Annotated in this window: 15 protein-coding genes, 2 tRNA genes and 3 pseudogenes; 11 read left to right on the top strand and 9 right to left on the bottom strand. The window is 47.2% G+C overall.

Annotated features, from left to right (window positions below; translation table 11 throughout):
• Window positions 1–178: 178 nt before the first annotated feature.
• Window positions 179–1,114: pseudogene (locus tag J07HQW2_RS06995) on the top strand (amidohydrolase family protein); the annotation flags it as partial.
• 232 nt (window positions 1,115–1,346) lie between these two features.
• Here J07HQW2_RS06995 and J07HQW2_RS06990 read toward each other — a convergent pair.
• Window positions 1,347–1,430, bottom strand: a tRNA-Leu gene (locus J07HQW2_RS06990).
• Window positions 1,431–1,776: 346 nt separating this feature from the next.
• Here J07HQW2_RS06990 and J07HQW2_RS18080 point away from each other — a divergent pair.
• Together J07HQW2_RS18080 and J07HQW2_RS06985 are read left to right on the top strand one after the other, a co-directional pair.
• Window positions 1,777–2,034: pseudogene (locus J07HQW2_RS18080) on the top strand (DUF6517 family protein); the annotation flags it as partial.
• 109 nt (window positions 2,035–2,143) lie between these two features.
• Window positions 2,144–2,329 carry a DUF6517 family protein gene (locus J07HQW2_RS06985; RefSeq protein ID WP_303704014.1) on the top strand — a complete coding sequence of 62 codons (186 nt, stop codon included), beginning with the start codon at window positions 2,144–2,146 and terminating at the stop codon, window positions 2,327–2,329.
• Between the two features lie 159 nt (window positions 2,330–2,488).
• Here J07HQW2_RS06985 and J07HQW2_RS06980 read toward each other — a convergent pair whose 3' ends face one another.
• Both J07HQW2_RS06980 and J07HQW2_RS06975 read right to left on the bottom strand, forming a co-directional pair.
• Entirely contained in the window at window positions 2,489–3,922 is a 1,434-nt protein-coding gene (locus J07HQW2_RS06980) for a carotenoid oxygenase family protein (RefSeq protein ID WP_021054722.1), read from the bottom strand.
• A 191-nt stretch (window positions 3,923–4,113) separates the two neighbouring features.
• Window positions 4,114–4,608, bottom strand: a complete 495-nt coding sequence (locus tag J07HQW2_RS06975) for a DUF309 domain-containing protein (RefSeq protein WP_021054721.1) — start codon at window positions 4,606–4,608, stop codon at window positions 4,114–4,116.
• A 392-nt stretch (window positions 4,609–5,000) separates the two neighbouring features.
• On the opposite strand from J07HQW2_RS06975, the gene J07HQW2_RS06970 reads away from it, so the two are divergent.
• Complete coding sequence (locus tag J07HQW2_RS06970; protein WP_021054720.1) at window positions 5,001–5,819, top strand: M14 family metallopeptidase; 819 nt, start codon at window positions 5,001–5,003, stop codon at window positions 5,817–5,819.
• 592 nt (window positions 5,820–6,411) lie between these two features.
• Here J07HQW2_RS06970 and J07HQW2_RS06965 read toward each other — a convergent pair.
• The gene (locus J07HQW2_RS06965) at window positions 6,412–6,870 is read right to left on the bottom strand and encodes a UPF0179 family protein (RefSeq protein ID WP_021054719.1); all 459 of its coding nucleotides are present in this window, start codon (window positions 6,868–6,870) and stop codon (window positions 6,412–6,414) included.
• Between the two features lie 359 nt (window positions 6,871–7,229).
• Between J07HQW2_RS06965 and J07HQW2_RS06960 the strand changes: the two genes are divergently transcribed.
• The 4 genes from J07HQW2_RS06960 (at window position 7,230) to J07HQW2_RS06945 (ending at window position 15,403) form a co-directional block, all read left to right on the top strand.
• Window positions 7,230–9,299: a PrkA family serine protein kinase gene (locus tag J07HQW2_RS06960; RefSeq protein WP_021054718.1), complete on the top strand. Its 2,070-nt coding sequence runs from the start codon at window positions 7,230–7,232 to the stop codon at window positions 9,297–9,299.
• A 266-nt stretch (window positions 9,300–9,565) separates the two neighbouring features.
• Complete coding sequence (locus J07HQW2_RS06955) at window positions 9,566–11,842, top strand: PrkA family serine protein kinase (RefSeq protein ID WP_021054717.1); 2,277 nt, start codon at window positions 9,566–9,568, stop codon at window positions 11,840–11,842.
• The gene (locus J07HQW2_RS06950; RefSeq protein ID WP_021054716.1) at window positions 11,833–13,173 is read left to right on the top strand and encodes a YeaH/YhbH family protein; all 1,341 of its coding nucleotides are present in this window, start codon (window positions 11,833–11,835) and stop codon (window positions 13,171–13,173) included. Before J07HQW2_RS06955 ends, J07HQW2_RS06950 begins: the two co-directional genes overlap by 10 nt.
• 214 nt (window positions 13,174–13,387) lie before the next feature.
• Window positions 13,388–15,403, top strand: coding sequence for a SpoVR family protein (locus J07HQW2_RS06945; protein WP_021054715.1), 2,016 nt, complete (start codon window positions 13,388–13,390; stop codon window positions 15,401–15,403).
• 88 nt (window positions 15,404–15,491) lie between these two features.
• On the opposite strand, the gene J07HQW2_RS06940 is transcribed toward J07HQW2_RS06945, so the two are convergent.
• Both J07HQW2_RS06940 and J07HQW2_RS06935 read right to left on the bottom strand, forming a co-directional pair.
• A complete protein-coding gene (locus J07HQW2_RS06940; protein WP_048075534.1) occupies window positions 15,492–15,890 on the bottom strand; it encodes a DUF5820 family protein in 399 nt (132 codons plus the stop codon).
• Window positions 15,891–16,180: 290 nt separating this feature from the next.
• Window positions 16,181–16,255: transfer RNA gene (locus tag J07HQW2_RS06935), tRNA-Glu, on the bottom strand.
• Between the two features lie 302 nt (window positions 16,256–16,557).
• On the opposite strand from J07HQW2_RS06935, the gene J07HQW2_RS06930 reads away from it, so the two are divergent.
• Entirely contained in the window at window positions 16,558–17,043 is a 486-nt protein-coding gene (locus tag J07HQW2_RS06930) for an OB-like fold-containing membrane protein (protein ID WP_021054713.1), read from the top strand.
• Window positions 17,044–17,045: 2 nt separating this feature from the next.
• The gene (locus J07HQW2_RS06925; RefSeq protein WP_021054712.1) at window positions 17,046–17,546 is read left to right on the top strand and encodes a hypothetical protein; all 501 of its coding nucleotides are present in this window, start codon (window positions 17,046–17,048) and stop codon (window positions 17,544–17,546) included.
• A 379-nt stretch (window positions 17,547–17,925) separates the two neighbouring features.
• Here the strand turns inward: J07HQW2_RS06925 and glmU are convergent, their stop codons facing one another.
• Together glmU and J07HQW2_RS19955 are read right to left on the bottom strand one after the other, a co-directional pair.
• A complete protein-coding gene (gene glmU / locus J07HQW2_RS06920) occupies window positions 17,926–19,137 on the bottom strand; it encodes a bifunctional sugar-1-phosphate nucleotidylyltransferase/acetyltransferase (protein ID WP_021054711.1) in 1,212 nt (403 codons plus the stop codon).
• A gap of 420 nt (window positions 19,138–19,557) precedes the next feature.
• Window positions 19,558–20,629: pseudogene (locus tag J07HQW2_RS19955) on the bottom strand (hypothetical protein).
• A 38-nt stretch (window positions 20,630–20,667) separates the two neighbouring features.
• Between J07HQW2_RS19955 and J07HQW2_RS18065 the strand changes: the two are divergent.
• Window positions 20,668–20,835: a hypothetical protein gene (locus J07HQW2_RS18065; protein ID WP_021052538.1), complete on the top strand. Its 168-nt coding sequence runs from the start codon at window positions 20,668–20,670 to the stop codon at window positions 20,833–20,835.
• Between the two features lie 103 nt (window positions 20,836–20,938).
• On the opposite strand, the gene J07HQW2_RS06910 is transcribed toward J07HQW2_RS18065, so the two are convergent.
• The coding region (locus J07HQW2_RS06910) for an SIS domain-containing protein (RefSeq protein ID WP_021054708.1) at window positions 20,939–21,941 on the bottom strand (1,003 nt) is incomplete at its 5' end.

Raw genomic sequence — 21,941 nt, 5'->3', positions numbered from 1 at the left:
CGGACCGCAAAATATAGTTTATAAAAATTAATTGCGATTATGCTCACAGCGAGTAATTATGTAATTTTCATATGTACTTCAAAACGTATAATAGATACTTTTGAATTTAATTACATATCTTAAATTGAATCCCGCCTTCGCATCTTCAATTAACATTAGACCGGGGTATTCAAACCGCCTGCAAAGTGATTTACAGTGGATATTTGTGCTCGTCGAGGGTCGGATTATTATTCAGGATGTAAAGATAGCAGCGATTGAAGAAACAGCAGTCGAGTGAACGGACATTATTCTCTCGGCATTTATCAATCAATATACGCATCTCGGCGACTCGATTGTGAAGGAAGCTGGTGCAGGATTGTCACTTGATGTACTGGTGGCTCCACCAGATAGAATTAAACACCGCCTTCTTGATCCGGCAAGCCAACGTGAAATTATTGCTGCGATGCGGCGGTAACTCCGACTCATGACAACATCTGGAACGGCTGCATGTATTGAATTTCGTGAAGATGACGTCAGTGGTGCTGAAGCCATGCAGAAAGCAAGTGCAGATCTCACAATTGAAACTGTGATATTGGGTCGTGAATCAAAGTCGGTAATGCATATGACTGATGGATTTGGTACCTCAGACGCTCGTGATGGTGAACTTGAGCAGGTTCGTTCAGCCATCTGTGATGGAAATAAATTATTTGGAATTCGTGCTGGGGAACGCGACGCCGATTATATCACGCCCGCATTGAATATTGGTCCGGACTTCTTGACTCATATGGTTCATCTTGAGACAGATCACCTCACTCGACTTGCCACTGAGTAGATTCCTACCGTCGTTTGTCCGTGATCGAATCTCGTGACCGGTGCTGGTGTACCTCCAATCGGTGACCTCGCTGAGCGGACAACACTCGTTCCCGGGACTGACAATGCAATGTTGAATACGCCCTCGATGTTTCGGGAAACGGCATACACGGCGAAACTCGCTGATATTTCTGCACGGGCAATCCTAGAGATGGCGACAATCAACGATGCTGAGATTGCTAATCTTAATTATGGAATTATCGAACCAGGACATAAATCAAAATTGCTCGTCTTAGATGGTGAATCAGATAATCTTGTGGATACATAGAATATCATCCGCGCCGTGGTCCGTCGACCTGATGACGCAGGCGTGCAGAGAGTCATCAGCTAAGTCTTCCATATCAATACTATGAATTTGGCATTGAGAGAACACAGGATACAGTGGAAAAATTCAATCATGACAGCAATTAAGTAAACAATCAGCAGCTACTCTGAAGCATGCTTTTTACGATTGTATCAACTAATGATCATTATCTGTCCATGATAATAATCGATTATGCGAGGGGAGGGATTTGAACCCACGGACTCCTACGAGAGCGGATCTTGAGTCCGCCGCCTTTTCCAGACTCGGCCACCCTCGCGCCACAACTAGATATAGTGTCTTCATATTTATTTAACCCTCCGATTAAAATTAGGTAAGACTCGGCTGTCATATCATAAAATGTATATTATAACTGAAGATCATAGGAGTAATACGAAAAGAATTTGTTCTGTCTGATACTCCGAGGATATCAGGTAGCTACTGTGTCACCTACAGTGCAATTTAATAAAGTCACTCAAATCCTACGAAGTATTATATCCCTTCCAGTTGACACTAGCAGTATGATAATGACACGCCGGCAAACGCTCCTTGCTGCCGGGACTACTATGACGGCTTTCTTGACCGGATGTGCGGCGACACAACAGGAGTTTTGATTCAGTGCAACACCTGGACGCGTTACTCAACAGATACTGAGCGATACCGGATATACTCCAGACCAGCGAGAAGAGATTGTTCAACAACGCACTGTCGAAGCGGCTGGACAAGAACGCGACGTTACGGTGACAAATTATCTCCGGACGTATACCCGGTCAATATCACAAAGTGGGATCTCTCGTGAGCTCGTTGCTGCAGTGTTTACTTCGCCATCAATTTCGATTGTTGGACAACAGTTCAATTCACTTGCCGATCTTGAACTTAGATGATTACTCGAACGAACGCAGGGTCAATTTAGTGAGTATGGGGCTCCACAGTTACAAGAGATAACTCGTAGTGATGAATTTTCAATTCAGTCACTCTCGACAGAGGCGACCGTTGGCGTGTTCTCAGCCCGTCACTGATGGGACGCCAGCGATTGATATTGAGGTACTCATCAGCCGCTTCAAACACGATAATGATTATATGATCCTTCGCGGTGGCTATCCGCAGTCGATTACTGACACTGAACGACAGCGTGTCCGAACGCTCTTTGAAAATATTGTTCATGAGTCATCGGATTGAGTTCTTTCCACAGCTAGAGGCGTTTTCTTTTTGAATTTTTGTGAGAACACTTCTGATGCAGCACAGTAATAAGATACGAACCGGATTAATTATCGATATATTGTTATTAGCTGTGTAATTTTGACTTATTCATTCCCGATTTAGATATCGAGTGTAAGCTCACGCCATTGAGCGCGTTGGGTTCGACATCTCATAGAATTGCCCATGGAATCCGTACGGCACGCGGTGTGGAAGTACTGCCCGTGCTCGTTCGGTCATTGTCTCTGCATCAAGACACAACAGCAGTGAGCGCTCATCGTATCCATCAACTGCAAGTGACAGTAGCACTCCATCGTCTTCCGCTGTTGGATCTGGTGCTGGGACAAATAATGCTTCACCTGGATGTACCCCAGCCTCAGACCATCGCTGGGCAGTTGTCTGCTCAACATCAACCTTAGCAATAGATGTTGGAAGTCCACCGACATCGGTGGCTGCAAGGTATGCATACTGATATGATCGCCCATTATGTGCACCGTAGTTGATTGTTGGAAACTCAACTGGTCCACGGAATAATAACTCTCGTTCTGCAGTTCCCCCTTCAAGCGGTAATCGATATCGAACGAAATCACCCTCTGGGAGGTTGGGATTCTCACTACGAAGATTCGAAATCGTTAGATCAGTAACTGAAGCAATGTCGTCAAACCGTACGCAATCAACGATAATTGACTCGGATTCATTTTCCTCATATGCATTTGCAAAGTGATAAATGAAGAATGGATCCGCAGATACAGCGGCTGTCCGCTCACCAGTTGATCGATCAATAATATGAAATCGTGATTGACGTTCTCGTGAGGCAAATGCATCAAGAAATGTTCCTCCCTGAAGAGTGCCGAATAAGAGTTTACGAAAGTTGACCCCAAAACATGATTCAGGAATTACCGCATACTGTTCAGTGAGTGCAAACGCATGGATATATGGTGGATGTTCATCAAATTGCAGTTGAGTGATCGCCTCTGGAGAGCTTCCTTCTTCTCGTCGGAATAACGTATACGCGCACTCGGATCCGAACGTTGCACTCATTCCCCATTGCGTATTCTGCATAAAGTGCGTGTGTCCAAGTGTAATGTCACTATCTAATCCAGCGGTAAGATCGCGTCGACCAGTTGTTTCGAGTGTCTCCGGGTTGATCTCAAGACCGACTGGGCTCTCTGTGACAGCATATAATGTTTCATCAATTCGTGAGACCCCAATCGAGGGGTTATCTTGTAATCCCCCGGTAAGAGCCTGATAGAGTCGTCGCAGTCCTGAACCACTCGCAGGAGTTCCTGGAAGCGATCGGCGGACTCGATCATCTTCACGGGCGACTCTGAAATCCTCACTTTGAACAAATTGATTACTATACTGTGCCGATCCATCGGTGATCTCTATTCGACGTAGCATAGCGAATGCATCAAACCAGTGCTCAAGCGTCGTCTCACCGACCTCAAACTGCCCAGGACCATTACCGATGAATGTCCCATCAAGCCAGGTGGGGAATTCACCATGAACAGTCAAATCAACGTCACGACACTCTTCATGTTGTGTCTGTATACCCTTCTGCCAAGTATTTTCCATATATCGTTGTTATGTGGGTGACAGTATTCAATCCGTGGACAACATGACAAACTCACTGTCTATGGAGATAATCGATGCGGTAATTTCTCTATTTCAGTATCTGAGAAGAGACTTAGATTGCATATCTTAAACCGTCATTGTCGATTATCGTCATATGCCTCTCAGATATATAACCCACTAGTGTCAAAATCTCACTCAAGCTGTTCAGCATACTTCAGATCTTGTTTCGATGCCTCAGGATACACGTCATCAATCCTGACCTGCCACCCATGGAGCGTTGTCGGATCTTTAATAGCGTCTTCAAGTGTCTGTCGAACATCGGTAACATCGACACCATAGAAATCTGCTGGCACTCCTTGGAGATACTGCAATGCTGTGTTAAACAGTGACCGCATCCCATCGTCATTTTCGAAATCAAAATGTTTGTATGCTCCAGCAGCAACTTGAACCATTCCGTGAAGAAATGCACTCTCGACTGTCCCACGACCATAGTTGTACCACTCTGCTTCAAAACAATCATGTGACTTATGAAAGTTACCAGTGTTATACAGCCGGACGCCGTGAATCACTGCACGCCGAAGTGTTCCATGCTTCCATCCATTCGATTCAACTCCAGTCTTGTTCCACCCGGTTGGGTTCGCTCCAATCGGTGGACTGATACTGTCATCGCGAGTATGATCTGCCATATTAATAATGTATATTCATGACCGTGTGTTCGCTCACGTCCGTGATACAGTAATTGAATGAAAATAGTGTCACACTATCGACTCCATATATTGATGCTGCATCAACCGCATTCTAATTGGTGTCCTTACACATGCGTGCACACTCAATCAGTCATCGACAGTTAGTAAGTTCTTTTCGCTGATAAATACATTTTGGCTCAATTGACTCTGATGATGAGCCAAACTCAGCTTCAGTGATGAAAGCCTACTCTTCCAGTATAGATATTCCTATATTCAGCACCGCTTGAACCCATCGGAACGAAGCGTGGCTCGTATTTATATAATTATTAATTATACATTATACGTCTAAGCGCTGATAAAGTGATTTGAGCGTCTCGCTCATAGAATCGATAATGCGTATATACGAGCTTGGGGATGGAGTGCCAGAAATTGCGGTTGTCGGGTCCGTACATGGTGATGAGCCGTGTGGGGAACGCGCTATTGAGCGACTTGTTTCGAGTGATCCAACGGTCAAACGACCAATTAAACTCATCGTGGCAAATGAAGACGCACTCGAATCAGGTGTTCGCTATCTGGATGAGGATCTTAATCGAGCATTCCCAGGTGACCCTGCTGCCGATACACATGAGGGGCGACTTGCTCATGATCTCGTTCGCGAACTGCGAGGGGCGACTGTACTCTCATTACATTCGACGCAATCATACGCCGAGCCGTTTGCGCTTGTTGATGAGATTGATGCTGTCTCAAGAGCAATCTGTCCACATCTTCCAATGGAGAATCTTGTTGAGACTGGTCCGTTTTCTGATGGGCGGCTCATTGAACATGCGCATACGATTGAGGTTGAATGTGGTCTCCAAGGCTCTGATCGAGCAATAACGAATGCTTACTGGATAACACGGGCGTTTCTCTCAGCGACTGGCGCATTGCCAGCACCAATCGAAGGCGATGTTGACCCGCCGCTCTCGCTTCACCGACGTAATGATGATGATGTAACTGTATTTCATATGCTTGATCAGATCCCGAAGCAACCTGCTGAGACGTATGAGGTATTCGTTGATAATTTCGAGCGTGTTGCTCCTGGTGATCAGTTCGCAGCAGCTGATGGTGAGCAGTATAATGCTGATACTGAGTTTTATCCAGTATTACTCTCTGCGTATGGATATGAAGATGTATTTGGATATGCTGCTGACTGTCTTGGAACACTCGCGTGAACTACCCCGCCCTGCTCGCGCCAATGCGCTCGTTGAGGGCAGGGCTTCCTGCTTCGACGACGCGCCTTGCAAATACCGGTGACTCCACAGGCGTTGATTCGAAGTGTCCCACTCCTAGTCTCGTTGCCCGACGGCGACGGGGAAATTCCGCGGGACAGTGCACGCTTTATACCGCGTTTGAACGCTGTCCGTGTCTATCAGCTTCGCACGAAGTGAACCGTTTCATCCAGAACGACGATCGAGTCGAAGTTGACAGATTGAAATACCCATCGTAACGGTCCACCTAGCGTCCGACAATATAGATCCTTGCTGGGATCATGGGTCGGCAACAGAAGGTACAAAACAGACGATGACGGCGCTGTATCCCCACGCTACTGTGTTGCGTTCATTGTCTGCTGGCGCGGACTGCGGTACTCGTTGAGGGTGGGGATGGGGGCTTAGCGCATATATCAAGCTAAATTAATTATTTCCTCGTTTCTGTTTCCGGCTTAAACTGTGAGCTATCATACCATACCCTACCCTACTCACAAGCGGTGGCATACGATTTCAGGATATTTCTAATAATTATCTATGATTTATAAACGACTATATTTTAATTTGATGTCATATCAGGCGGTTTGAATTCAACAAGCGTCAACTCCCGATCAAGCTGACAGTAGTCGTGTGGGGGGTCACCATGCACAGTTTCGATCTGATATTCAGCGTCAAAATCTGCTCCATCAGGGACACAGTATTCATGACTTGGACACTCTGTATGTGGGCATGAACCAGGGAGCTTTGCCTTTCCTCCTGCGTAAGCTTCTCTTGCGGCAACATTTGCAACGATTGAGGTTGGTTCGACTTCGACAGCTTGGACACCAGTATCATGGACGGCACAATCGAGTAGCTGTCCATCATCACGAACATCTGTGATTTCATATCTCACACCCTCTGTTAGATTGAGACACTGCTTTCGATATGGGCACCCTTCACAGGCGACTGATTCGCCCTCATATACAAACTCTGTTCCAGTGCGTGCAAGACGGTCACCGATGAGTGTAACATGAGACATGACCAATATACGATATTATCTCTATCCTTAACAGTAATTGCACTAATTGTGTGAGCTAACATCATTCTATTTGCAATACTATGATGCTCGTTATAATCAGTATCGTCCATATCTCAGATTATCAGTGGTCTGTGCCGCGATTCTCTCATACATCCCGAAGGAACATTTATGTGTGCTCATAACTGACACACCAGTAGTCTCGGTCGATCGGTTGAGTGACCCACACGTCCGCACCGTCTGTCGATCCCTGACGTTCTGTCGTCTGTCGTTGTCATGTTGTTAACCAGACCTATGGGTATCCCGTGTGGGGTGATATCTCATCTCATGTATCCCCTGTCACTCCCCCGAGGCCATAAACAATGAACGGTACTAAAGCAACCCTTGAAAAACTGAGTAGCCAATATAAAGACTCGGTCCCATCAGACCTTCGTGATGCGAAGCGTTTCGATTGGTATCTTGATGAACTGTATGATGACCCACGAATCGCTCGGAATGCACACCAACGGGTCGCAGACATGTTTGATTATTACGGCACCGACTATGACGAAGACGCTGGTGTCGTTGAATATCGCATGGCATCTGAGGACCCACTTCATGATGGTGAGAACACATTCTATGGACGAGAAGTGCATGAGTCAATTCATGAGTTTGTCAACAAGGTAAAATCGGGTGCCCGGAGACTTGGTCCTGAAAAACGTATTAAGCTGTTACTTGGTCCTGTTGGTTCTGGGAAGTCTCATTTTGACTGGATGACCCGACGATACTTCGAAGCGTACACCGCCAGTGACGCTGGTCGAATGTACACATTCCGCTGGACAAATCTCATGGATGTCATCCCAGATCAAGATCCTGCTGATGATACTGTTCAATCACCGATGAATCAGGATCCACTTGTATTATTACCACAGGAACAGCGTGATGTCGTACTTGAGCGGCTTAATGAGGCTCTTGATGCACCATATACGATTCAAAATGGGCAATCACTTGATCCAGCTTCTGAATTCTATATCGATAAGCTCCTTGCGCATTATAACGACGATCTTGAAACAGTACTACAGAATCATGTCGAGATCATCCGTCTCGTTGCTTCTGAAAATAAACGTCAGTGCGTCGAAACGTTCGAGCCAAAGGACAAGAAGAACCAAGATGAGACAGAGCTCACTGGAGACGTCAATTACTCAAAACTTGCCGTCTATGGTGAGTCTGACCCTCGTGCATTCGATTATTCAGGGGCATTCTGTAACGCCAACCGCGGACTTTTCTCCGGAGAAGAGCTGTTGAAGCTCCAGCGGGAATTCCTTTATGACTTCCTGCATGCGTCTCAGGAGCAAACAATCAAACCAAAGAACAATCCTCGAATCGATATTGATGAGGTGATTGTTGGTCGGACGAATATGCCGGAATACCGTGAAAAGAAAGGTGATGAGAAGATGGAGGCATTCAATGACCGAACGAAACGCGTTGATTTCCCGTACGTCTTAGAATATGATGAGGAAGCAGAAATTTATCGCAAGATGCTCCGGAATGCGGATGTTCCGGATATGCATATCGAGCCACACGCACTTGAGATGGCAGGACTCTTTGGTGTGCTGACTCGACTGGCTGAACCTGATACCAATGCGTCGGTTGTGCAGAAGGCAAAAGCATATAATGAGGAACTTGATGACGGCGACGATATTGATATCCGGAAACTGCGTGAAAACGCAGAAGAATCCACCGACATTGGTGAAGGAATGGATGGTGTCTCTGCACGATTCATCGGTGATGAAATTGCAGAGGCAATTATGGATGCAACACATCGTGATCGCACGTATCTGTCGCCTCTTTCGGTCTTTTCACACTTTGAGACCAATCTCGAGAATCATGGGTCGATTCCAGAGGAGAATCTTGACCAGTATCACCGATATCTCGAGATGGTGCGTGAAGAATACCGCGAACGTGCTATTGAGGATGTCCGTCATGCACTTGCATATGATCTTGATGAGATTCAACGTCAAGGCGAGAAATATATGGACCATGTGATGGCTTATATCGACGATGCGACTGTTGAGGATAGTCTCACCGGTCGCGAGCAGGATCCAGACGAGACGTTCCTCCGCTCGGTCGAAGAAAAGCTCGATATTCCTGAGGATCGAAAGGATGACTTCCGACAGGAAGTCTCAAACTGGGTTTCACGTCGTGCCCGTGAAGGGACGTCGTTTGACCCACATGATAATGACCGTCTTCGTCGTGCGCTTGAACGCAAGCTCTGGGAGGATAAGAAACATAATATCAATTTCTCAGCGCTAGTTAGCGCAAATGAACTTGATGATGACGAACGAAATGCATGGATTGAGGCACTCGTTGACCGTGGATACTCACAAGCAGGTGCACAGGAAGTCTTAGAGTTTGCCGGCGCTGAAGTCGCCAAAACCGAACTTGAGGCTTAAACCGTATCCATGTGCCCGCATTGCTCGTTCTCAAATGTCCTTGTGCCTTTATTTGCCTCTACGATAGACACACATCACGGTTTTGCGATGTGCCAGGACTCACGGAGCAACGCAGCATGGAACGTCATAACGGGCACACGACCTGATTCCGACAATATCGACGCAGCTTTCAATCATAGTGTCTGTTCACTTTCCAATATTTTCACACCGAATTACAATACCGATAACCACCATAGTGTCACTCACTCACCGAGAACCGATAACCGATGAGAATGAATAACTACATCACCGACGCTGACGACCGGCTTCAGGGCACGTATGAAAAGCCAATGACGCTTGGCGAGTACGTTGATGCCGCCTTCGAACACCCTTCGATTGCCTCACATGCATCAAAATATCTTGTTGAGGCAATTGAATCGATGGGTACTCGAACGGTCTTTGAAGAGGGAGAAACCCGCGAACGATACCGATTTTTCGATGATCCAGCAAACGACGGTGAACATGCTGTCTTAGGCAATACGGAAGTATTGAATCGGTTTGTTGATGACCTTCGAACAATCGCGGCTGAGCGTGGCAAATCAGAGAAAATTCTCTGGTTTGATGGTCCAACAGCGACTGGAAAGTCTGAATTAAAGCGTTGTCTGATAGACGGGCTCCGAGCGTATTCAAAAACTGATGAAGGGCGCCGATACACTGTTGAGTGGAATGTCGCCGCAGCATCCGATACCCGTGGACTTTCGTATGGCGATGAAACAACAACCGCCGAGCGCGACGACGACTGGTATGAGAGTCCTGTCCAAGCGCATCCACTTTCGACATTCCCACGATCAGTTCGCCGAGAGTTGCTCATGGAACTCAATGACCGCGCTGAAGACCACATCCCAATTGCTGTTGGTGAAGATCTTGACCCATTCTCCAGAGAGGCATATGAGTATCTTGAGGAGACCTATCGCCGTGATGGTATTGAAGATTTATTCACCGCTATCACCGACCCGGATCATCTTCGAATAAAAAACTACGTTGTTGACGTTGGACAGGGTGTTGGCGTGCTACATTCTGAGGATGATGGGTCGCCAAAGGAGCGACTTGTCGGCTCATGGATGCCAAGCATGCTCCAAGAACTTGATTCCCGTGGTCGAAAGAATCCACAAGCATTCAGCTATGATGGTGTGCTTTCGCAGGGTAATGGTCTGCTTACAATTGTTGAGGATGCTGCTCAGCATGCAGATTTACTGCAAAAACTCCTGAATGTTCCAGATGAAGGGCATGTCAAACTCGACAAGGGAATCGGGATGGATATTGACACGCAATTACTGATCATCTCAAATCCTGATCTTGATGCTGAATTAGATAAATATGCAGACCGGAATGGTCAGGATCCACTCAAGGCACTCAAGCGTCGGCTTGATCGACATGAGTTCCGCTACCTCACAAACGTTGCACTTGAGACTGAGTTGATTCGACGCGAACTCACTGATGAAACAGCTGTCTGGAATGCGACTGATGAAAGTGACCTTCGTGAGCGAATTCGCGCTCCGCTTACACTTGAGGTACGTCGTGGTCCCGGCAAAATAACTGACCGTGAGCTCGCACCTCACACGGTTGAGGGAGCAGCAACATACAGCGTTGTCACGCGGCTCGAACCTGATGACCTCCCACGTGGTTATGACCTCGTTGACAAGGCACTATTGTACGAGTTTGGTCATCTACAGGAGGGTGACACTCGAACAAAAATTGATGAATTTGACTTCACCGCTGATGACGAGGGATCACACGGCATTCCTGTTACCTATACTCGGGATATCATTGCAGATCTTCTTCATGAAACAACCGACCGTCACCATCCCGAACTCAATGTTGGTGATGTAATTATGCCTACGGACGTTCTTGACGCGATGGTTGATGGACTCCGTGAAGCACCGGTATTTTCCCGAAGTGAACGAACGGAATATGAAGAACGTATTTCAACCGTTCGTGACCACGTCCGTGCTGAGCAAGAGACTGATGTGCTTGAGGCAGTGCTTTCAGAGCACTCTGTTGAGCGTGAGACCGTCGAATCATACGTTGAACACGTCTACGCATGGAATGACGATGGTAGTGTTGAAACCGATCGTGGTCCGGTAGATCCTGACCCACTCTTGATGAAACTTTTTGAGACCGAGCAACTCGGTCGATTTGACGAATCCGATTATACCGGCACCAAACCGACGAGTGCGGTCGAATCATTCCGTCGTGAAAAGGTAATCACGGCATTGAATCGATATGCATGGGAGAATCGCGATGCAGGATTCCAGATTGGAAATGTCGACCTTTCTGAAATTCCTGTTATTCGGGCAGTGCTTGATCGATATGACTGGGATGATGTCAAGCGACTGTATGAGGACTTTAATCCCGCACAGTGGGAGGATCCTCCAGCGAATACTGAAACTGCTCGAGTCAAGGACCGAACAATCGATGTACTCTGTGAGCGCGGCTACACGCCTGCCTCCGCAGAGCTTACCAGTCGTGCTGTAATGCGGGAGGTACGTCAACGATGGGACTAAGAGAAGATCTTGAACGATTTCGAGAAGTTGGTGAGGACCGCCGACAGGATCTTGAATCATTTATTCGATATGGCGATTTGAGCAACTCTGATGCGGATAATATCGAAATTCCGATCAAAGTTGTTGATCTTCCAGAATTCGAATATGACCAGCTTGACCGTGGTGGGGTTGGGCAGGGACAGGGTGATACACCCGATGTTGGTCAGCCAGTTGGTCAACCAGAACCTGGCGATGCAGACGGCGATGGTGATGAAGAGGGGGATGAAGAAGGCGAACCTGGTGATGGTAGTGATGACCACGGCTACTATGAGATGGATCCCGAAGAGTTCGCAACTGAACTCGATGAAGCACTTGGACTTGATCTTGAGCCAAAAGGCAAGGAAGTCGTTGAAGAGATTGAGGGTGATTTCACTGATGTTACTCGGACGGGACCGAACAGCACACTTGATTTTGAGCGACTATTCAAACAGGGACTCAAACGAAAACTGGCGATGGATTTCGATGAGTCGTTCGTCCGTGAAGCAATGCGTGTTGCTGATGAAACGCCTGAGTCGGTGTATCGATGGTGTCGTGAGCAGAATGTGCTTGTATCATTCTCATGGATTGAGGCTGAATGGGACGATATTCCTGATAGTGAGCGTGGACGATGGGCAGATTTTGAAGAGCTTGAAGAAAATGTTGAACACACCCCAGTTGGACAGCGCATCCGCCAGAATGGACTCAAGGAAATCCCACTCCGGAAAGATGATGAACGATATAGACAGCCTGAGATAGAAGAGACACGACAAAAGAACGTTGTCGTGGTCAATATCCGGGATGTCTCCGGGTCAATGCGAGAAACAAAGCGTGAGTTAGTCGAGCGGACGTTCACTCCGCTCGACTGGTACTTGACAGGAACATACGATAACGCTGAGTTTGTTTACATCGCTCATGATGCTGAGGCATGGGAGGTTGAACGCGAGGACTTCTTTGGAATCCGCTCTGGTGGCGGTACACGTATCTCAAGTGCGTATGAACTCGCTAAGGAGATTCTTGAAGATGAATATCCATGGTCGGAATGGAACCGATATGTGTTCGCTGCAGGTGACTCTGAGAATGCAGCCAATGATACCACACAGAATGTAGTGCCGCTCATGGAGTCAATCCCGGCAAATCAACACGCATACGTCGAGACACAGCCAGGTGGCACAGCAATCAACGCAACACACGCTGAAGAAGTCGACCGTGCCTTCGGTGATAGTAGCGACGTCGATGTTGTCTCAGTAACAGGTCCCGAAGATGTCACTGGGGCAATTGAATCAATCTTGAGCACCGATTCAGAGAGAAATTAAACTGATGAATATGAGAGTCCAAACGCGAATGAGAAATGTACAGAAAAGTAGTATCCCAGCACGATGATCGCTATTAATTCATGTAATGCGAGCGATATCTGCGATCACTACAGTATTCATATCAGTATGAACGATTATCACATTCCTCTGAGCGATACAGCCAATTCGATCACGACGATCACAACTGACAATACCACACAGGAGTTGAACATCAATGAGTAGTCGACCAATCCGTTTCCGTCGTCGCGCACAGACCGAGGCTGACCGACTTGAAGAACCAGCAACTGAAGCTGCTGCTCTTGCAGAGAAACTTGGACTTGATCCATATCCAGTAAACTACTGGGTTGTCGGTCATGATGAAATGAATCAACTTATCGCGTATGGTGGGTTCCAGCGTCGGTATCCACACTGGCGATGGGGCATGACATACGACCGCCAACAAAAACAAGACCAATTTGGGATGGGCAAGGCATTTGAAATTGTCAACAACGATGATCCAAGCCATGCATTCCTTCAGGAGTCAAACTCCCTTGCTGATCAGAAAGCAGTCATCACCCATGTTGAGGGACATGCGGACTTCTTCAAGAATAATAACTGGTTTAGTCGATTCTCTGGCGATCAGGAGCTTGATGCTGCTGCGATGCTTGAACGTCACGGTGAAACAATTCAAGGCTACGTTGATGACCCTGATATCGACCGTGATGACGTTGAGCGATTTATTGATGCTGTCTTGTGTCTAGAAGATACAATAGACCAACATCGCCCTGTTGATGTCAACCCTGACACTGAGCGAACACAACCGACAGATCTCCGTGATCAACTTGATCAACTTGATCTCTCTGATGACGTCCAACAGCAGGTATTCAATCAGGAGTGGCTTGATGAACTTGCTGAATCAGAGGCTGCCTCTGCATCGATTGATCACCCACGAACCGATGTGGTTGGATTTCTTCGCGATCACGCAACTACATACGACGATGAGGAAGACGAAGCTGTTTCAATGGAGTCGTGGCAACTCGATATTCTTGACACACTTCGTCGAGAGGCGTATTATTTCGCGCCACAGAAGATGACGAAGGTGATGAATGAAGGGTGGGCGAGTATTGTCGAGTCACTGATGATGAGCGATGAAGGCTTTGCAGATACTGATGAATTCATTACATACGCAGATCATCAATCACGCGTTCTTGGCTCGCCTGGATTGAATCCATATAAACTTGGTAAAGAACTCTGGGAATATGTTGAAAACTCCGCAAATCGTCGCGAAGTCGCGGATAAATTGCTTCGTGTTGAAGGAATTACTTGGCAGAATTTCCACGCGGAAATTGACTTTGCACACATTCGTGCACTATTAGAGCCTGACCCGCGAGTAGATGCAATCAGCAGTGATACCCTTGATCAACTGACATCACTTCCAAATGATGATCCCCGAATTGATTGGGAAATGCTTGACCGAGCGCTGTCAAACCCAGAGACAGTTGACATCGATGAATACCCTTGGAAGGTGCTCACGTATGAGGGGCTTGCAGAGCGACACTTCTCGCTTGTCCAGCCACAACATCGCGGCTTTCTTGAACAAATCCGCCGGTCAGAACTGCAAGAACACGCGCGATATCTTTTCGACGACAAGCGATATGAGACCGTTGAAGAAGCAATCGATGATGTAGATAAGACCGCTGGATGGGATCGTATGCGTGAGGTTCGTGAGAGTCACAATGATGTGACATTTATCGATGAATTCCTCACACAGGAGTTCGTCAGCGAGAACAACTACTTCACATACGAGTATACACAGACAACCGAAGACTACCGTGTTGCCTCGACGGAGTATCAGGATGTCAAACAGAAGTTGCTTTTACAGTTCACAAACTTTGGCAAACCAACGATTGCCGTCTTTGATGATAACTTCAAGAACCGCGGCGAGTTACTATTGGGACATCGCTACAACGGAATTGCGCTGGATATCCAGCAGGCTACTGCAGTTCTTGAACGTATTCACGACCTATGGGGTCGTCCAGTCAATCTTATGACAATCTCAAAGACGTATGAAGAACATGAGGTTGAAGTAGCACGTCGACGGAATCGTGAACCAGAGCCGACAGAGACAGGCGTCCGGCTACGGTATGATGGACATGAGGTAACTCGTAGTGAACTTGATAAGGACCTCACAGACCGTATTCGCGCAGCTGATATCGATTACGACACAAAACCTGATGAGTGGCTTGCGTAGATAACTTACCCAATCAATTCACAGAGACGACGATTATCGAAAAGCGATCGTTGTCATCCTGAGGAAGTTTCATCATTCAATCAAGATATCATCCTATTGGTTCAACTTCAGTTTCCTCAATTACAGTATCAAGTGTCTGGAAGTAGTCTTCACGTGGCACCTGATATGAATCCCGATAATTAATTGCTCCTTGCACGAACTGTTCAGCAATATTATACGCACCACTGAGCGCTGCTTGACGTGTCTCATGTGATTCAGTGATGGCTTCGACCTCTGGTTCAAGCGTTAAAATCACATGCCAACTGTCGGTCTGTATTTGCGATGCCCCTGGTCGGTTGGCTTGTGATCCATTTGTCACATGAATCGTTGGAAGACACATTGCTGGGAGGTCATTCCGCTCAGAGAATATATCCGGTCGAAATACAAAGATTCGCTTACCACCTGGTTCGTTATTCCATATCCGCCACCCTGTCGGTGGGTCCGCCATCTCATCTGCTTGATTGGAATCTGTACTCTCAAGTTGTTCTTCTGAGTCTGTCTCAGTTGGTGATTCGCCATTGCGCATATCTCGTTTTCACAATGAAGGTGCTTTCCTGTTCCGCTTAGACTCACGTATCTCTGTTTGTGTGTCTATGCTAGATTGACGGCGAATGTGACGGCATATTCTGATATATAAACCTAATGATAGTATAATTTGAAGATATGGACCTAGACTATCTCGATTTTATTTCTGTCTTCGGTTGTGTTGGTGCTAACTGCAGAGGGTTCAAAAAAGAGTGCTCGGTAGGGGATTCGAACCCCTGTCGTCGGCTCGAAAGGCCAACATGATTGGCCGGACTACACCAACCGAGCGTCCAATATAATGTGATAAGCATATTTGTTTAAACGTTCCGTTAGCGGTTGGACAGACGAGCTGTGTCTTGATATCGTCACAAATAAAACCGCAAATCTAACCACTATGTAGCTAAGTTATGCAGCCATTAATCATAATATGAGCGTTGAAAATCACTATTTATGACGACGATTTGTGACTGAATTATATTCCATCGGCTTCGTGCATGACTCGATAGATTGAGTGACTGTGAGGACTCAAAGCGTTCAAATAAAATAATAATTAGTAGGTGTATAATAGACAAGATGAAACTCGATAAGTTATGAACCGGACAGCAATTGCTAGAATCATTATACCGCTCATATTAATCGGTGGTGTCGTTTCACTTGGAGTTCACTATGATCTTCAAGAGGACAACCATGATCCATATCCCGACAGCACCGATCTCAAGATATCCCCTGGAGAATATGTTGACAGACAGGTATTTGTTTTCGGGATCGTTGAAGAACTGAGCGAAGAGCAAAACGCTGCAAGGATACGTATCGAGACTGATGAGGGTCCATTTACAGCTGAGATAACCAGATTTAGCACTCAAAACAGCGTACAATCAGGCGGAACTGTCCAAGTGTATGGTGTATTCGAAGGCGAATATCTTATTCAGGCGGATAATGTTCGAGTGGTAAACCCAGCCGGATCCTCAAAGGTCTACAAGTATGTAGCTTCAGTCGTGGCTGCTGTTCTCGTTATGATATTGTTTTTCCGGTATTGGCGCTTGAATATCCAAACATTGGGTTTTAAACTAAGGTAACGATGGCGGTACTTCTCACTCATATACTCGTTCCATATGTTATTTTGACCGTGGCAGGCTGGCAATTCAATTGGCTCACTAACCGATGGATTGTGATCAGCATGGCAGGGGCTGCGATTCCAGATCTGATTAAAATTCGGATACTTTTCGAAGATCGTGTAATTGAAGCACTGCTTGGCGTCCCATTCAAATATGAACCGATCAGTTCACTTGGTGGCACTTTGTTTATAGCCGGCGGCATTACTCTGTTTTTTGAGAGACAACGACGACGAATCTTCTCATTTTTGCTTTTTGGTGCTGTAAGTTCACTTATCGTAGACGGACTGCGGGTGTTTGCTGATGGTCGGTCCGGATTCTGGCTTTATCCATTTAGTTGGTTCCGTCCACCGACTCCAAGTCTGTATGTGACATCTGATGTACGTGTACTCATCACGGCAGTGCTGATCAGTGCAGTAGTGTTCGTGTTTGACCGGTGGAGGCACTCAACTGATATCACTGAATGAATCGACAAATCTACACAGTATATATCGAATGATATCTATTCATAACTTCCACTACAAAAAATTCAGAGAGAAATATCAGAATGTCTGAGAAACTGGATCGACAACGTCAGTTGAAACGCTGTCAGTGCCTTCAGGACTGACATCTCCCAGAGCGAGACTTATAATATATTTTTATCAACGAATGGTGAGACGACGCTTTCAGAGTTTCAATCGGCACTTGATATGCAGAAGCTCTCGTTGTATAGCATTCTCTCAACATTGCGCGAATGTGAGTTGATTAATTAATCAACAGGCTGAGCGATACACTGTCGACAATTAACGACCTCTGTGTACAACTTCTCTCTCATCATCTCAAGAAACAATCTCGACATGTGATGCGTCACCGATCGCGGGTTATCGTTTCACCAGGCTCGGTCCGTGCTTCACAACTAAGTGTCACACCTGGTGACAGACTCGTATTAATCCCAGTCTTGACGCCGTCCCCACAGACGACACCAAACTTTCGTCTTCCTGTTGATATCCGTTCATCCTTCACCGTCTGTTTGATGTCGGCATCATCATGACGGAGATTTGCAATCGTTGTTCCAGCCCCGAAATTCACATTACATCCAAGAATACTGTCGCCAACATACGATAGATGCCCGACAGATGTCCCCGAACGGAGGACACTATTTTTGATCTCAACAGCATGACCGACGTGGACAGTCGGTCCAATCACAGTCGCCCCCCGGATGTATGCATTCGGACCAATTGTTGCACCACTGGCAATGTAGACAGGACCGTCGATGACGACTCCCGGCTCAATTGTTGCGCCAGATTCAACAACAACAGTTCCTCGGAGGTCTGCATCTGGACTGACATCACCCTCAAATCGGGGACAACACTCGCTCAACTTCCATTCGTTTGCTTCGAGATATTCCCATGGACGACCAACGTCTAGCCACCGGTCGATATCCACTGGAGTGACGGAAACTGACTCACAGGTTTGTTGAAGTGTGTCAGTGAGCTCGTATTCATCACGCTCGCTTGGATCGACGTCAAGCCATCCCTGTGCCGTTTCAGGGAATGCGTATGCACCAGCGTTAATTCGGTTTGACGGCGGATTAGCAGGCTTCTCAACAACACCGCTCACGCGCTTAGACATATCCGATTCATTCTCATTATCCTCAGTGATCTCAAGCACCCCATACGCGCTTGGATTCTCGACACGAACGGTCCCAATCGATGGTGCAGATGCGTAGAGTGACTCCAGTGAGAAGATATCATAGAGATTGTCGCCATTGAGGACGACAAATGGGTCTCCAGTCAGTTCTGCTTTCGCAGCCCGAACTGCATCTGCTGTTCCGCGTTGTTCTGTCTGTGTTGCATATGCGACGGGAGTGTCCTGATATGATTCTCCAAAGTACTCTTTCACCGACTCTGCTTCGTACCCAATGACAAAGATGAGACGTGATGCCCCGGCACTGATTGCTGCTTGTGCTGTATGCGCTGCAATCGGTTCACCAGCAACAGGAAGCATCGGTTTTGCGGTTGACTCAGTGAGCGGTCGCATCCGTGTCCCCTTGCCGGCAGCGAGGATGACTGTTTGCATGAATAAATGCGGTATCGGGATTGAAATAGTGATTCGGGTTTATCATCTGGTCTTACCACCGAGCTGACACAATTAACATAATGTATTTGTTAGTTATGTTTGCGATTATATTATCGTACACATGATTACCAGTCATCACTCCCAGCTCGGTCAATACATCTCGTGTTTCATAAGCGTGCTCTTGCAGTACTTCCAAAACCTCGCTCAAATCGCGGTGGTCGAACGAGAAATGCTGGTCACTCGACCTGGACAGTCATGGACTGTATCGGTTGAGGGATGACTTTATTAAGTTCTGGTTTCGGTACACTGCGTCAAACCAGGGAACTCTCAAACAGGGTCAGACAGAAGCAGTCCGGGCATTAATTACAGAGACGCTACTGACCCACAAAATCCGGACGTTCGAGGGTGTTTTCCAGCAGCTCAATCACCAGCAGTTTCAGTCGGTTGTGCGTCGTTTAATTCTGCATTTGTCTGCATCTGTCTGAGTTCGGCAATACACCGCTTTGCGACCAGCGGATACACGTCTGCCGGTGTGAACAATCTATCGTATCAAGCGTCATCAGTTCCTGCCAATGCTCAGCCCAGATGTCCTCAACGACACGCTGGTAGAGGTCCTCATTGAGATGAAGACAAACTCACGTCCTTCCTCAACAACAAGCGTCCGGACCTGCTTTCGGATTCGGGCTGATGTACAGTATGTAGCGACGACGTATGCCACCCCGGAGTCAGCGTCTGCAGATCGCTGACCAAACTGCTCGCGATTACACTCTTGAAACGCCTCCCTGACGAGCTTTACGCGACGATCCCGAGTTGGACTTCGGATAACTATTCCCTCAAGTTGAACGTCATCTGCCAGCGACGAGGTGGGGAACGTGTACATCGTTGGGTCGAAGTCGCCGTCAGACTGCTTGGGGATTGGTGCTGGGACAAAGGACACATCAATTGGAACTTCATCAACGCGAAGTTGCTCAAAAATCGCCCATCTGTCTCATGATCGAGAAACCCCTCATATGTCTCCTCGTATGGACTTCCTGACGGTACCATTGTATTAACGTTGGCGTATGGGAGGATATCGAATCCCACCAACGCGGGAAGTTCGTTTGTGTCGAACCCATAATCAAGTGTTGAATACACGATTCTCGGCATAGATGATCAGTGGTCCGTCGAATGTGTCGTGTAGGTGTTGGAGAGGAGCCGTCTTAACACTCTCATTGAGACACCGTACTGCATAATAAAGTGCACCATCGATATTGGCGAGGACATCGCGATGACTACCGCGGATCTTCTTTCGCGTTCCAAAAACGAGGCTGCCATCTCCGGTAGCGGCTTCAATGACCGCCTCTGAGTACTGTGCTGCGTAGCGCTCATCATACAGTGTAAACCGGAACGAGTTTTCATCGACTTTCTCAGTAAGTGTGAGCGACTCGGAATCAAAAAAGTCCGACGGGACAACCGGATGATCGTAGCGCGGCACCTTCGGGTATCTTTTCATGATCGTATGATTCACCTCAACCGACACAACTCGACGGAATGGCACTATATCCTGAACCAGGGATTGAGTTTTTTACAGTTGATCCATACGGACCGGACAACCGCCCCGTCACAATCCGGCATGACCGGCAGATAGCCAACGACCGACTTATCGAACTGTTGCAAGCGTTTGTATATCCACCCAGCAAGAAATTCCCGTATCATTAATCCAATCAGGGAACAATCGCTTCTGACATCAAAACAAAAAACAATATCGATAATATCCTGTTCGAATAAACGTCGTTGTTGATATTGACTATTGTATCCAATCTCACTCAACCGTCACACTCTTTGCCAGATTTCGTGGCTTATCGATTGAGCGATTCATTCGGTCAGCCATGTGATATGCAACCAGTTGCAGTTGCGTATTTGCGAGCACTGGCGCTATCCTTGGATGGGTCTGTGGAATCTCAAGGGTGTAATTAGCGTATCGTCTGACTTCCGATTGCTCGTCAGTAACCGCAACCACCGGGGCATCGCGTGCTTGGACCTCTTTGATATTGCTGATTGTCTTTTGAGCGCGCTCTCCATTGCCGGTGACAACTGCGAATATCGGTGTCCGCTGTGTAACAAGCGCAAGTGGACCATGTTTGAGTTCGCCGGCTGCAAATCCCTCAGCATGTTCATATGTGATTTCTTTGAATTTGAGTGCCCCCTCTAGTGCAACAGGTCGGTGAAGTCCACGACCAATGAAGAAGTACGCATCATAATCGACATATTCCTCAACGACTGATTTTGCGGTTGAATTATCGATAACTGATTGCAGTTGATTTGGGAGATCACGAAGCGCCGGAATCAGCTCACGCGTTGACTCCGACGTTCTCTTTGTACCGCTCGCACAAAGTCTTTCGACGAGGAGATTCCCGGTTGCGAGTTGTGATGAGAACGTCTTCGTTGCGGCGACGCCAATCTCTGGACCAGCACGGATGTACACCACATGATCACACTCGCGAGCAGCAGTGCTTCCGACAACATTAGTCACTGCGAGTGTTGAGGCTCCCCGGCGCTGTGCCTCCCGAAGTGCACTGAGCGTATCCGCTGTCTCCCCGCTCTGTGTGATCCCGATGAGGAGTGAATCAGAATCGAACGGAGCTGGTGCTGTAACATACTCACTTGCGAGATGTGCCTGTGCAGGCACACCGCGCGCCCTGAACAGTCGTGCTACGTACAATGCAGCGTGATATGACGTCCCGCATGCAACCAATTGAACACTCCCTGGAGAATCAATATCAGATAATTCCTCAAGCGATACAGAGCCACTCAACTCGTGACGC

Origin of the sequence: Haloquadratum walsbyi J07HQW2 (assembly GCF_000415985.1) — an archaeon.
In the GTDB taxonomy this organism is placed as follows: Archaea; Halobacteriota; Halobacteria; order Halobacteriales; family Haloferacaceae; genus Haloquadratum; species Haloquadratum walsbyi_B.
Note: the sequence above shows the minus strand (reverse complement) of the source record. Positions and strands in the feature narration are given on the sequence as shown.